This is a genomic window from Frankia sp. Mgl5 (assembly GCF_023242985.1).
GTDB classification, from domain to species: Bacteria; Actinomycetota; Actinomycetes; order Frankiales; family Frankiaceae; genus Parafrankia; species Parafrankia soli.
This window is the reverse complement of the sequence record NZ_JALKFY010000637.1, coordinates 1-13169: the sequence shown is the minus strand read 5'-3', so window position 1 is coordinate 13169 and position 13169 is coordinate 1. Positions and strand designations below refer to the sequence as shown.

Annotated in this window: 11 protein-coding genes and 2 pseudogenes; 9 read left to right on the top strand and 4 right to left on the bottom strand. The window is 71.7% G+C overall.

Annotation, left to right across the window (positions count from 1 at the left end; genetic code table 11):
• Nucleotides 1-87: 87 nt before the first annotated feature.
• From MXD62_RS19110 to MXD62_RS19100, 3 genes and pseudogenes are all read right to left on the bottom strand, one after another.
• Nucleotides 88-1971: a serine/threonine-protein kinase gene (locus MXD62_RS19110; protein ID WP_248830878.1), complete on the bottom strand. Its 1884-nt coding sequence runs from the start codon at nucleotides 1969-1971 to the stop codon at nucleotides 88-90.
• Between the two features lie 182 nt (nucleotides 1972-2153).
• A pseudogene (locus MXD62_RS19105) lies at nucleotides 2154-2354 on the bottom strand (short-chain dehydrogenase); the annotation flags it as partial.
• A gap of 115 nt (nucleotides 2355-2469) precedes the next feature.
• Nucleotides 2470-2859: a helix-turn-helix domain-containing protein gene (locus MXD62_RS19100; RefSeq protein WP_248830876.1), complete on the bottom strand. Its 390-nt coding sequence runs from the start codon at nucleotides 2857-2859 to the stop codon at nucleotides 2470-2472.
• A gap of 146 nt (nucleotides 2860-3005) precedes the next feature.
• Between MXD62_RS19100 and MXD62_RS19095 the strand changes: the two genes are divergently transcribed.
• Nucleotides 3006-3779: an antibiotic biosynthesis monooxygenase gene (locus MXD62_RS19095; RefSeq protein WP_248830875.1), complete on the top strand. Its 774-nt coding sequence runs from the start codon at nucleotides 3006-3008 to the stop codon at nucleotides 3777-3779.
• Between the two features lie 7 nt (nucleotides 3780-3786).
• Here MXD62_RS19095 and MXD62_RS19090 read toward each other — a convergent pair whose 3' ends face one another.
• The gene (locus MXD62_RS19090; protein WP_248830874.1) at nucleotides 3787-4761 is read right to left on the bottom strand and encodes a YafY family protein; all 975 of its coding nucleotides are present in this window, start codon (nucleotides 4759-4761) and stop codon (nucleotides 3787-3789) included.
• A 292-nt stretch (nucleotides 4762-5053) separates the two neighbouring features.
• On the opposite strand from MXD62_RS19090, the gene MXD62_RS19085 reads away from it, so the two are divergent.
• The 8 genes and pseudogenes from MXD62_RS19085 to MXD62_RS19050 form a co-directional block, all read left to right on the top strand.
• Nucleotides 5054-5944: a class II glutamine amidotransferase gene (locus MXD62_RS19085; protein ID WP_248830873.1), complete on the top strand. Its 891-nt coding sequence runs from the start codon at nucleotides 5054-5056 to the stop codon at nucleotides 5942-5944.
• Nucleotides 5945-7006: 1062 nt separating this feature from the next.
• Nucleotides 7007-7906: an LLM class F420-dependent oxidoreductase gene (locus MXD62_RS19080; RefSeq protein WP_248830901.1), complete on the top strand. Its 900-nt coding sequence runs from the start codon at nucleotides 7007-7009 to the stop codon at nucleotides 7904-7906.
• A gap of 438 nt (nucleotides 7907-8344) precedes the next feature.
• On the top strand, nucleotides 8345-8575 hold the full coding sequence (locus tag MXD62_RS19075; RefSeq protein WP_248830872.1) for a hypothetical protein: 231 nt from the start codon (nucleotides 8345-8347) through the stop codon (nucleotides 8573-8575).
• Nucleotides 8576-8610: 35 nt separating this feature from the next.
• Nucleotides 8611-9009 (top strand): anti-sigma-factor, encoded by a 399-nt coding sequence (locus MXD62_RS19070; protein WP_248830871.1) that lies wholly within the window; start codon nucleotides 8611-8613, stop codon nucleotides 9007-9009.
• A 58-nt stretch (nucleotides 9010-9067) separates the two neighbouring features.
• Entirely contained in the window at nucleotides 9068-9772 is a 705-nt protein-coding gene (locus MXD62_RS19065) for a GAF domain-containing protein (protein WP_248830870.1), read from the top strand.
• Nucleotides 9773-10113: 341 nt separating this feature from the next.
• Nucleotides 10114-11235, top strand: coding sequence for an ABC transporter ATP-binding protein (locus tag MXD62_RS19060; RefSeq protein WP_248830869.1), 1122 nt, complete (start codon nucleotides 10114-10116; stop codon nucleotides 11233-11235).
• Nucleotides 11232-11993, top strand: coding sequence for an ABC transporter permease (locus tag MXD62_RS19055; RefSeq protein ID WP_248830868.1), 762 nt, complete (start codon nucleotides 11232-11234; stop codon nucleotides 11991-11993). The genes MXD62_RS19060 and MXD62_RS19055 overlap by 4 nt, the downstream gene beginning before the upstream one ends.
• Before the next feature lie 167 nt (nucleotides 11994-12160).
• Nucleotides 12161-13169 (top strand): annotated as a pseudogene (locus MXD62_RS19050) (FUSC family protein); the annotation flags it as partial.

Here is a 13169-nt window from a genome sequence, read left to right as displayed (position 1 = left end):
CAGGGACGATCGCCTGGATGTGCACCGCGAACAGCGATTCGCCTGCCGGCGGACAGTGCGCGGTGCTGTGCGGAGTGGCGAGTGGTGTCAGCGGTTGACGTACGTGCCGTCGCAGCTGTAGATCCGCGTCCTGCCGTCGTCGTTGTCGTCGACGTAGCTGAGCTTGAGGCTTCCGTCGTAGATCCAGCCGTCGGTGGTGGAGCCGTCCAGGCGGGCCCACCACCACAGGTTGTTGTGGCCGTTGACGACGCTGCAGTGCAGCCAGACCTTCTTGCCCTTGGCCAGGCTCGCGACCGCGCCGCACGCCGCGTACGGCCCGCTGCGCAGCGAGGTGGCCTCGGTCAGCACGCCGTACCCGTCGCCGTTGTAGCCGTGGCTCGGGCTGCCGGGGCATCCGCTCACGGCCGTGCTGGGCGGCGCCGGTTTCGGGGTGGGGGCCGGTGCCTGGGGCGCGGTCGCTCCCGGTGTGGTCGCGGCCGGCGGTGGGGTGAGGGGAGTCGCGGGGCCGCCCGCGCCCGTGGGCGGTGAACCGGGCGCGCCGGCTCCCAGCCCACCCGGTGGGGTGCCGGGAACGGGCAGGCCCGGCCCGGGCGCCACCGGACCGGGGAGGCCCGCCTTCGGATCGAAGGGCGGCCTGGCGGGGTTCGCCGTGGGCCCGTTCACGGCCGAGGCGACCATGGGCGCGGAGGGCGACGGCTCGTCGGAGCGGGTGAGCAGCACGGCGGCGAGCGCGCAGACCACGACGAACGCGACCGCGCCGATCGCGCCGACCAGCCAGGGACGGCGGCCGCGGCCGGACCGGCGCGGTGCCCCACCCGCCGCGACGCCGCCGGCTCCGGCGGGGGCGGCGGTAGGCGGTTCGGTGAAGGCCGGGGACGGAGCTGGAGCCGGGGACGGAGCCGGGGGTGGGGTGGGCAGCGGGGCGAGGTGGTAGCGGGTCACCTCGGCGGCGACGGTGGGGGGCAGCCACCCCGCGCCGGTGGTCAGCTGTTCGTCCGAGGTCAGCTGGCCGATCGGGGTGATCAGTCGGCAGAGCTCGATCAGTTCGGTGGGGGTCGGCCGGCGCGCGGGGTCCTTCTCCAGGCAGCGGGCCAGAACGTCGCGCACCTGCGGCGGGCAGTCGTCCCAGTCGGGCTGCTGGTGCTCGATGCGGTGGAAGACGGCGGCGTCGACGCCGAACGGCGGCCGGCCGGTCATGGCGTAGTAGGCGGTGGCCCCGAGGGCGAAAATGTCACCGGATCGGTCGAGCTGCGCCCCGCGAACCTGTTCGGGAGCCATGAAGGCGGGTGTTCCGAGGCGCGCTCCGGTCTGTGTCATCGCGGCCGTCGCGGCGTCGAGGGCGCGCGCGACACCGAAGTCGATGACGCGCGGGCCGTCCGCCGCGAGGATGACGTTTCCTGGTTTCAGGTCGCGGTGGATCACCCCGACCCGGTGAATGGACTGCAGGGCCTCCGCGACACCCGCGATCAGCATCAGGACGGTCGTGGCGGGCAGCGCACCCGTCCGTGCTACGGCTATCGCGAGCGACGGGGCGGGGACGTAGGCCGTGGCGATCCACGGGCGCACCGCGTCGGGATCGGCGTCGATGACCGGAACCGTGTAGGGGCCCTGCACCCGCTGTGCGATCGCGACCTCTTTCGCGAACCGGGCGCGGAAGTCGGGGTCGGCGGCGAACTCCGGACGGACCACCTTGACCGCGAGCGGTCGTCCGCCGGGGGTGTGCGAGAGGTACACGGCGCCCATGCCGCCCTCGCCGATCCGGGCCCGCAGCGGGTAGCCGCTGATCTCGTCCGGGTCGTGCGCGGTGAGCGGGGTGAAGACGGCGTCCCAGGCACGGGTGAACGTTCCGCCCGCCGCCGACGTCCCGCGTGTCGGCGTCTCGGGTGGGAGGGACGCGGGTTGCGGTGCGTGGCCACCGGATGGCGGCGGGTGCGGGTCGCTTCCCGCCGTCCTCGGTGGCGTGCTGCGCATCGTGCCCTCCGGATGCCGGCCCGCTTCGGTTCCGGCATACCGGCTGAGACCGCCGGAACCGGATGAAGATCGTCAAAACCAGTCGAGACCGCGGAAACCGGTTGAGATCATCAGAAAATGCCGATCTTCATCATATTGGCCGGTCAGCGGGCGGCCGGCGGAGGGTGGAGCCCCGGGACGCGCTACCGGGGCGCGTGCGGCTCCTGACCGGCCGCCGGCGCCGGGGCCTCCGCCGGACGTTCCAGGCGCGGCCAGATGTCCGGTTGTGACCCGTCGACGTCGGTGAAGCCGTACTCGGCCGCGAGCTGGCCGGAGGTCACCGAGCGCTGGTTCCAGCGGGCCCGTCCCGGATCGGCGGCCAGCGCGGCGACGGCCACGCGCCCGCGAAGGGCGCTCCTGTCGGGAGCCCAGGGCGTGCGGACCGCCGCGGCCGGCGTGCGGGCCGCCGCGGGTGGTGTCGCCTGCGCGGACATGGGCCCGAATATGCCAGCGGGCGGGTCAGTGGCGGAACCGGACCGGATCGACGGCGAGCCGGTTCGTGGCCGCCCAGTCCCGGCCCCACTCCCACATCGCCTGCAGCACCGGGCCGAGGGACCGGCCCTGCGCCGTCAGCGCGTACTCGACGTGCGGCGGTGCCGTGCTGACGGGTATCCGGTCGACGATTTGGATCGCCTCGAGCTCCCGCAGCCGCTGCGCCAGCATCTTCTCGGTGATGTCGGGGATGAGCCGGCGCAGCTGTGCGAACCGTAGCCGGTCGTGTTCCTTCAGATGAGCGAGGACGACCGGCGTCCACTTCCCGCCGATGACGTCGACCGTGACCTCGACGTGGCAGTGATAGCTGCGGCCGGGCCGCGCCGTGCCCGGGGGCTGGGGCGTGTCCGGAGACATCGTTACCACTCCTCACCTCCTCGCGGGACGCCGTGCCCGCATGGTACGCACTTTTTTGTGCGTACCATGCGGATCGCCGATGCCAGGTTTCCCGCTGATAGTTTCGGGTTCTCCCCAGTCGTCGGAGGTGAGAAGGTGATCCGGCTGTGATCGTCGAGTACATCCGATACCGGATACCGGAACACAGCACTGACGAGTTCGAGAAGGCGTATTCGCGAGCCGCGGCGGTGCTCGAGCGGTCGCGGAACTGCCTTTCGTTCGAGCTCACCCGCTGCGTCGAGACGAACGTCCAGTACATTCTGCGCATTCAGTGGGATTCGGTCGCCGGCCATCTGGACGGCTTCCGGCGGAGCGCGGAGTTCCGTGAGTTCCTGGCACAGATCGGGCCGTACGTCGAACACATCGAGGAGATGCGGCACTATTCTCCCACGGCGGTCGCCGGGCGGGGCGGGGGGGCACCCGAGTCGCCCACCCTTTACGAATGGGCCGGCGGCGCCGAGGCCTTCGAGCGGCTTCTTACCCGTTTCTACGAGACCGTCGTCGAGGACGACCTTCTCGCGCCGCTGTTCGCGGGCATGAATCCGGCGCACGCCCACCACGTGGCGATGTGGCTCGGCGAGGTTTTCGGTGGCCCGGCCGAGTACACCGAGAAACGCGGCGGGTACGAGAACATGCTCGCCCACCACGTCGGCAGGGCCATCACCGAGCCGCAGCGCCGACGGTGGGTGAGCCTGCTCGTCGACGCGGCGGACGAGGTCGGGCTGCCGGGCGATCCCGAGTTCCGGGCGGCGTTCATGGGCTATGTCGAATGGGGCACCCGCCTCGCCGTCGAGAACTCCACGCCCGGCGCCACACCCATGCCGCACGCGCCGGTTCCGCGTTGGGGCTGGGGCGTCGCACCGCCCTGGCAGCCATCCTGAGCCGCTTTCAGCCGGTGGGTGGTGGCGGCGGTGCCGCTCGCGCGAGCCGGCCGGCAAGCTCGCGGACGCGGTCGACGAGCTCGGGCGGTTCGAGCACGTCGAAGTCCGCGTCGACGAGGCTGAGGTAGATCGCGAGCGCGTCCAGCGAGTTGGAACCCGTCCGGACCAGGCAGCTCTCGTCGTCGAGCGCCTCGATAACGGCGGAGGTCGGGCTGAGCGAGGCGGCGATCACCCCGGCGGGTGCGTGGTAGCGCACGCGGGCCTGGTACCGGTACCCGGCGGTGGAGACCGACCAGGACGTGTACGCCTGGATGTCGTCCGCGGGTGGGTCCCGGGGGGTGAACCTCGGGCCGGTCGGGGTCTTCGGCGCGATGCGGTCGAGGCGGAAGTTGCGCCAGGCGCCACGGCCGACGTCCCAGGCGATGAGGTACCAGCGCCACCCGGTGTGGACGAGTGTGTGCGGTTCGGTGATCCGCGCGGTCGGTGTCCCGTTGTGGTCGCGGTAGTCGAACCGCAGTTGCTGGTTCTCGCGGCAGGCGGTCGCCACGGCCATCAGGACGTCCGGGTCGACGGCCGCGGGATTCGTGCCACGCAGGGACACGGTGACCGAGTGCAGCGCCAACACCCGGTGCCGAAGCCGGGTCGGCAGGACCTGCTCGAGCTTCGTCAGCGCACGGATGGCGGACTCGGCGATGCCCTCGACCGAGCCGCCGGCGGCGGTGCGCAGGCTCACGGCGACGGCGACGGCCTCGTCGTCGTCGAGCAGCAGGGGCGGCAGCTGGGCGCCCGCGCCGAGGCGGTAGCCGCCGGCCGTGCCGGGTGCGGCGTGCACGGGGTAGCCGAGGCTGCGCAGCTTGTCGACGTCCCGCCGGACGGTGCGGGCGGTGACCCCGAGCCGGTCGGCCAGGTCCGCCCCGGACCAGTCTCGGTGGGTCTGCAGCAGCGAGAGCAGCCGGAGCAGGCGGGCCGAGGTCTCGAGCATGTCCCGAGTCTGCCGTCGCCAGCGGACAGATTCGGTCCGCGATCGGCCGGACTCTCGTCGGACGCTTTACGGCTGATCCGGTTGATTGTCCGAAAAGTGGTAGTGCCACATGAGGCCACAAGTGGACACATCTCACGTTCCCGGGCCCGGCGTGATCCCGTGGACCGGGGGGATGGCCCAGAAGACGCCACGAACCCTGACCGGTCAGCTACCTTCCCCTACATGCACGGTCTGGGGCGTGGTGGATCATCACTTTCCGAGATGGGACCGTCGCGGTGCGAGGAGGTCTGATATGTGTCATCTGTTCGCGATGAGCAGCGGCAGCGAGCGGATCCAGGCGACCTTCTGGCTGCTGGACGCGCCGGACAGCCCGCGGGCCCAGACCCGCCGTCCCCCGGACGGCGCGGGCTTCGGCTTCTTTGACGGCGAAGGCCGGCCCGAGGTGGTCAGGCAGGCGATTCGCTCCCGCGCCGACACGGCGTTCGCCCGCGAGGCGCAGCAGGTCACGTCGTCGACGTTCGTCGCGCATGTGCGGCACGCCTCGACCGGGCGGGTCGATGACCGCAACACACACCCATTCGTCCAGGATGGTCGGATCTTCGCCCACAACGGGGTCATCGAGGGGCTGGGTAAACTCGACGCGGAGCTTGGCACGACAGGCTCCGGCGTGCTCGGCGACACCGACTCGGAGCGCTACTTCGCCCTGATCACCCGCGAGATCGCGGCGCGGGACGGTGACGTCGCGGCGGGCATCACGGCCGCGGCGAACTGGATCGCCGAGAACCTGCCGCTCTACTCGATCAACATGATCCTGGCCAGCGGGGACGATCTGTGGGCGCTGCGGTATCCCGACACGAATGGTCTGCATGTGCTCCAGCGGGCCCCGGGCGGGCGTAACAACCGTCACCTGGATCACGCCAGCCCGTTCAGCGAGATCCGGGTCCGCTCGGTCGACCTGACGACCCGCCCCGCGGTGGTCGTCGAGAGCGAGCGGATGGACGAGGACCCACGGTGGCGGCTGATGGCCAGCGGGGAACTGCTGCACGTCGGCCCGGACCTCAAGGTGACGTCCAGCATCGTCGTGGCCGGCCCGCCGGCGCATCCGCTGACCCTCGACGACCTTCGTCCCGAGGCGGCCGCGTCGCAGACGACCGCCGTCCCCGACCTCCCGGTCTCGGCCTGAGCACGGTCTCGGTCTGAGTGCGGGCACGGTCTGAGCTCGGAGCGGTCTGAGCGGGCACAGCCGGGGCGGGCGGCCGGGGCGGGGAGCGTGCCGGCCATGACTTCACCACAGCCTGTGGATAACTTGTGGAAAGTGTGTGGAGAGCTGTGGACAGCTGCGACCCCCGCTCGCGCCACCCGGCTGCCCCGCCAGACCGGCATCCCTGGTGGGGCAGGCTTTTCAAGCTGGCTCCGGCGCGCGCCGCCCGCCCTGTCCGGCGGTGGACGGCCTGTTGACGGCGGACGGCATCGGGCGGGCACCGTGGCACTGCTCGGAGACGGCGGCCTACGGCCCGATCGGGCCAGCGTGAGCACCACCTCCGGGCGGGCCCGTCGACACCGGGCGGGAGCGGCGCGACCTGGATGACTCGCTTCCGTTTCGGTCGGACGACGTCCCGCTGGGGGTCGCACGGTCCCCGTCGGCCGTGACGATTGTCCCCTCGCGTGGTTATGGTCGGCTCAGGGCCCTCCCCGCTCGAACCGCCGCCGTGGTGGCATCCCGGTCATCTCGGGGCGGCTCTGCCGAAACGTCGAGTACGTAAAGCCGGTCAGATACGCAATACCGGTCAAGTGTGCGATACCAGTCAAATACGTAAAGTCCGGTCGAGTACGCAACGCCGAGTTCAGGCCTTGGCTGTCCCGAAAGCCGCCGATCGCCTGGATGAATCATCGCACCGAATGGCCGGATGGTGGGGTCGCTTGAGTTCCGGGATTCCGGCTTCCAGTCGGAACACCCGTCACCGGACACCGCGGATCCGCGGCCGTGGGTGTCACCGGCGGCCGTTGACCGACATGAAAGACATCGACGACCTGCGACGACACCAGCGACCGCGGTGGACAGAGCGGACGGCCCGGACTGGCAGCTCGGACAGACAAGGGACGGACGTCCCGAATCGCCGGGGTGACATACCCATCAGGACCACGTCGAGACGTGAGGAGGAGCGCGGCATCGGGTAGGAGGACCCGATCGGATCGCGACGTCGATGACGACGATGTGACCAGCGAGAAGGGATCACGAGTGACCATGAATGTCGCCAGGACCGGGCTCTGGATGCCCGCCGGGCAGTGGCCACGTGGCATGGCCGAACGTCGCGACACCGCCCAGGAGCTCGAGGAGCTCGGCTACGAGATGGTCTGGCTGGGTGGCGCGACGGCGGACCTGGAGCTACCGGCGGCGCTGCTGGAGTCCACCGAGAACCTGTGTGTAGGCACCGGGATCCTGAACATCTGGACCGAACCGGTCGACCTGCTGGCCGACACCTACGGCATGTTGGAGAAGGCCCATCCCAGCCGCCTGCTGCTCGGGGTGGGAACCGGGCACGCGAAGCGGGTCGAGGCGACGACGGGTCGCCGCTACCACCACCCCTACGGCGCTGTCCTGTCCTACCTCGACGCGCTCGACGCGGTGGGCATCCCCGTCTCGGCGCGGGTGCTGGCGGCGCTCGGGCCGCGCATGCTCGGCCTGGCCGCGCAGCGGGCAGCCGGGGCGCACCCCTTCCTCGTCACACCGGAACACACCCGGATGGCACGGGAGATCCTCGGTGACGGCGCACTGCTCGCGCCCGAGCAGAAGATCATCCTGGAGACGGACGCCGACCGGGCCCGCGCGATCGGACGGGCCGCGCTGGCGGTCTACCTGGACCTGCCGAACTACACGAACAACCTGCGGCGGCTCGGCTTCACCGACGCCGACCTGGCCGGCGGCGGCAGCGACCGCCTGGTCGACGCCCTCGTTGCGTGGGGCGACATGGACACCATCCGGGCACGGCTGGACGAGCACCGCGCGGCCGGCGCGGATCACGTCTGCGCGCAGATCCTCACCGGCAGCCGGGAGCTGCCGCGGGAGCAGTGGCGTGACCTGGCCGCGGGGCTCGACCTGAGGCCGCGGGCGGGCGCCGGAGCGGCTCACGGAACCGGCCCCTGACCACTGTGGAAAGGCGGCCGCCGGGTTCGCGGTGGCCTCGGGGCCCGAGGCCACCAAAAAGATCCACTGGCGGTCTTGTCGGCGAAGGTAGTACCTTCGCAGAACCGAGTTCGCGCTGCCCTGTGTCTGCGGCCCTGTCACGGAGTGTGACGTATGCCCGCAGATCGTTTTTCCCTTGACGAAGCGACCCGCACGGGAGCAATCCGCACACCGGCGGCGCCAACCCCGGGTGGGCCGGCCGATGCCTCGGCGCGTCCCACGCCTTCTGCCCCCGCCGAGGTTCCGGCGACTCCCGCCCCGGCCGGTAAACCCGATGGATCCGAGGGCGCACCTCGTCCCCGAGCCGCCGCGGACGCCTCCTGCGAGGTGTCCGCGGCGGGGCCTGAGAGTGGGCCCGCGAGCTTTCTGAGCGAGAGTGGCGGCCTGCTGGACAGCCTGATGACCGGCATGGACGTCGGCGAGCGCTCCCGGATGCTCGGGATGATCAGCTCGAGCGTGGAGGCCGAGCGGGAGGCCGCGCTCGACGGCCGGATACGTCGCCAGGTCGACGTGGGACCTCGCCACCGGCGGCGGCGTGAGTCAGGTCAGGAGCCCGATCCGGCGTCGGCCGGCGCGGGCCCGGATGACGTCTCCGACCCCGCCGAGCGGTCCAGGCGCGCCGACCGGTGATCCCCGAGGGCTTCCTGGTTGCTCTCGATGATCCCATGGTGCTGAAGATCACGGTACGGCTGAACCCGTGGGGTGCCACGGCGGCGCTCGACGGCGACCTGGACATGGCGACCGAGGCGCCGGCCAGGGCCGCCCTCGACGCCGTGCTGACCGCGGTCGCCGCCCGGCGCACGCACTCTCCCGGGCCTGCGGGACCTGTGGGGCTGGTGCTCGACGTGTCCCGGGTGTTCGCCGACGTCCGCGGACTCACTGTGCTGCACCGGTTGTGGCGCGCCGGGGAGCGCCGCGCGGTCGCCGTCGCGCTCAGCGGAGCGGGGCCGCTGCTGCGCCGTATGGTGGAGCTGCTCACGTCGCCTGGAGTTCCGCTCTACCCTGACGTCGCCGAAGCCTGGAACGCCGTGCTGACCACGTCCGAGCGAGTGGAGCAGGTGTAGTCGGCGGTCGTGCCGACGGTGCCCCCTCCGCGCCCTCCGGCCAGTCGCGGGAGAACACATGGAGATCGAAAAGGCGCGCCTGGACGCCAGCCTGACCCGGCTGCACCACCTCGTCCCCGAGCGGGTAGAGCTCGGTGAGCTGCTGTCCGAGGCCGTGCGCGCGATCACCGACGTCTTCGGGCTCGACGGCGCCGGCATCCTCGTCGTCGACGCCGACCGGGCCCTGCGCAGCGTCGCCGCGAGCAACAGCAGCGGGCGCCTGCTGGAACAGGTGCAGGAGGAGCTTGGCGAGGGCCCGTGCGTCGAGTCCTTCGTCCTGGACGAGCTGGTGGTGAGCCCGGATCTCGCGGGTGAGCCCCGCTGGCCGCAGGCCAGGCCCAGGCTGCTCGCCGGCGGGGTGCGGGCGGTCCTCGGCGTGCCGATCCGGATGGGCGGCGGCCCGATCGGGACGTTGAACGTCGCCGACGACTCGCCCCGGGAGTGGACCTCCGCCGAGCGCGAGGCCCTCGAGCGGTTCGGGCAGGTGCTGGAGAGCATCCTGCTCGCCGGTATGGTCGCCGACCGCAGCACCAAGCTGGCCCGCCAGCTGCAGTTCGCCCTCGACTACCGCGTCCCCATTGACCGGGCCGTCGGCTACCTGATGGCCGTCTGGGACACGGACGCCGTCACCGCCTTCGAACGGCTGCGCCGCGCGGCGCGTAGCAGCCGCCGACGGGTGTCCGAGCTGGCCGAGGAGATTCTCGCCGGGCGGGTCCGGCTCTGAGACCCGCGGGTCCGGCTCTGGGGTCCGCGGGTCCGCGGGTCCGGCTCCGAGGCCCGCGAGGCCGTCGCCGCCCGAGGCCCCCGGTTCCTCGAAGCCTGCGGCTGTCTCGACCCCGCTTCCGGGGGTTAGCCCGATGGCTGCCGCGCCTCGTGTTCTTGTTCACTGTCCGCGGGGAAGCTTCGGGTTGTCACCAGACCGACAGGCCACATGTCTACCGCTTGCTCGCCTGGTCGGGAAGTGTCGGCCCCTGATGCCACCATCCGGTGAGTGATGGCCGTGGATTTCCCCACGGCAGAGGCGAATTAGCTAGAGGAATAACGAATGATCCAGAAAGGAGGGTGATGATCGAGGCACGAGGGCTGACCAAGCGTTACGGCCGTACCGTTGCCGTCAACGACCTGACCTTCACGGTGCAGCCCGGCAAGGTGACCGGCTTCCTGGGCCCCAACGGCGCGGGTAAGTCGACCACGATGCGCATGATTCTCGGGCTCGACCACCCGTCGGCCGGCAAGGTCCTGATCGGCGGGCGCAGGTACCGGGAGCTCAAGGAGCCGCTGCGCGAGGTCGGCGCGCTGCTCGAGGCGAAGTGGGTCCACCCCAACCGCTCGGCGCGCGCGCACCTGCGCTGGATGGCCGCTTCCAACCGGCTGCCCGCCAAGCGGGTGGACGAGGTCCTGGAGATCGTCGGTCTCACCGCGGTGGCCGGGCGCCGGGCCGGGGGCTACTCCCTCGGCATGGCCCAGCGCCTCGGGATCGCGGTCGCGCTGCTCGGTGACCCCGGGGTGCTGCTGTTCGACGAGCCGGTGAACGGCCTGGACCCGGAGGGAATCCTCTGGATTCGCCAGTTCATGCATCGGCTCGCCGATGAGGGCCGCACGGTGTTCGTGTCCAGCCATCTTCTCTCCGAGATGGCGCTGACCGCCCAGGAACTCATCGTCATCGGCCGCGGGCGACTCATCGCGCAGACGAGCACCAAGGAGTTCATCAACTCGGCGTCCGACTCCTCGGTGCGGGTACGCGGCCCCGAGATGGAGCGGCTGCACAGCGTCCTCACCGGCCAGGGCCTGGCGGTCCAGGAGACACCCGCCACCACCGACATCCCGGCCGCCCTGGTGGTTCGCGGCAGCTCCACCGAGCAGGTGGGCGAGCTGGCCGGCGCCGTCGGGCTGGTCCTGCACGAGCTCTCCGAGTCGCGTGGCTCGCTGGAGCAGGCGTTCATCCAGATGACCGGCGGCGACGTCGAGTATCACGCGGGCGGTGTCGGCCCCACCGGGCCGCTCGTCGGCACCGGGCCGGCCGGCGCACCCGGTGTTCCCGGGTTTGCCGGCCCGCCGCCCGGCGCTGTGCCCGCTCCCACCCTTCCGGGCGCGGCACCCGCCGGACCATCGGGCCCCGGCGGCCCGTCGGTACCGGCGCCTACCAGCCCCGGTACCGATGCCTGGACGGGGGTCAGCAAGCCATGACGCTGCTCACCGTCGAGCGGATCAAGCTCTTCTCCACCCGCTCGCCCTGGTGGTGCATGATCCTCGCGGTCGCGCTCACCGTCGGCCTCACCGCGGTCTTCAGCGCCGCGACCAAGCCGAGTGACCTCGCCGATCTGACACCGAGCGTGACGCAGTTCGCGTACAACTTCGGGCTCGTCGTGATGATGGTGATGGCTGCGCTGGCCGTCACCACTGAGTACCGCTTCGGGACGATCAGGTCGACGTTCCTCGCCGTCCCCAGCCGGACGCCGGCGCTGCTGGCGAAGACGGTCGTCGTCGCCGGGCTCGCCGGGATCGTCGGCGAGATCACCGCGGTGGCCTCCTGGGGCGTCGCGCGCCTGATCCAGCCGGACGCCCCGCTGGTCCTGAACACCAGCCAGGAGTACCGCAACGTCTTCGGGATCGGGCTGATCTACCTTCTCGCGGCAATCTTCGCGATCGGTCTCGGCCTGCTGATCCGGCACACCGCGGGCGCGATCGTGGTCATGCTCGTCTACCTGTTCCTGGCGGAGAGCCTGCTGCCGGTCATCCCGCGCATCGGTGACCACATCCAGGACTGGCTGCCCTTCATCGTCGGGAACAACTTCATCGTCGCGGGGCAGCCGGAGACGAGCGACGGGCCGCCGGTGGTCGAGGGCCTGCCCTTCGGGCCCTGGGGATCGTTGATCTACTTCGCCGCTGTCTGCCTCGGCCTCCTGGTGATCGGCCTCGCCGCCGCCAAGCGGCGGGACGCCTGACCCACCGCGGGAAGCCTGGCCCCCAGCGGGTCGCCTGACCCGCTGGGGAAGTCGACTGATCGGGGCTGCGGGGCCCGGCCGGACGTCGTTCCGGTCGGGCTCTGTTTGTGGTCTGAAGCAGGGCCGGTGCGCATCCCACGCCGCTACTGTGGGTAGCGGATACTCTGATGCGACAGCTGTGGTGGCGGGGAGCGGGTCGTCTGCGGCTGTTCGGAGCATTCGACGGCGACCCCGGGCATTTCTGCCTCACCTCGGCGGCTCGCGTCGCGATCGTCGCCCCCGCCCTGCTCGCCCTCGTCACCACGCTTGTCGGCGATGTGCGGATGAGCCTGTTCGCCTGGTTCGGCGCCTACGCGCTCCTCGAGTTCGTCGACTTCGACGGGCCCCGACCGGCCCGGCTCACCGCCTACCTCACGCTCGCCGCCACCGGCGCCGGGATGGTCGTCCTCGGCACGCTCGGCTCGCGCTCGCCCTGGCTGGCGGCGCCGATGACCGCGGTCGTGACCTTCGTTGTGATGTTCTCCGGCGTGCTGAACGCCAAGGTCGCCGTCGCCGGCCGATCCGCGTTGCTCGCCTTCGTGCTGCCTGTGATGACACCCGGCCCGATCTCGGCGATACCGGAACGGCTGGTCGGCTGGGGGCTGGCCTCGGTCGCCTCGATCACCGCGGCGATGCTGCTCTGGCCGCGCCGCCCGCCGGACCGCCTGCGTGCGGAGACGGCGGATGTCTGCCACGCGCTCGCGACGGCCGTGAGCTGGCGGCCCCAGGTGCCGGACCCGCCGGCGGCGGTGTCGCGCGGTCCGGCGGCCGACGTGTCGCGGCGTCCGGCGCCCGATCTCTGGCCGGCGCTGCGGCGGTTGCGGCGGCAGTTCGTCGCGACGGCCCACCGCCCGACCGGGGTCGGTGGCCGTGCGGCGGCGCTCGGCCACCTGGTGATGGACGTCAACTGGCTGGTGCCGTTCGCTCTTCCGTGGCCGGAGCGGGACCGGACCGCCTGCGCCTGCTTTCCCGCGGAGGCCGCCGAGCTGCACGCCGCCGTCACGGCGACGCTGCGCGCGGCGGCCACCCGCATCGAACCGATCGAACCGTCCGACCACGGTCGGTCCAGGTCCAGGCCCAGGTCCAGGCCCAGGCCTGGGCCTGGGCCTGGGCCCGGGGCCGGGGCCGGGGCCGCCG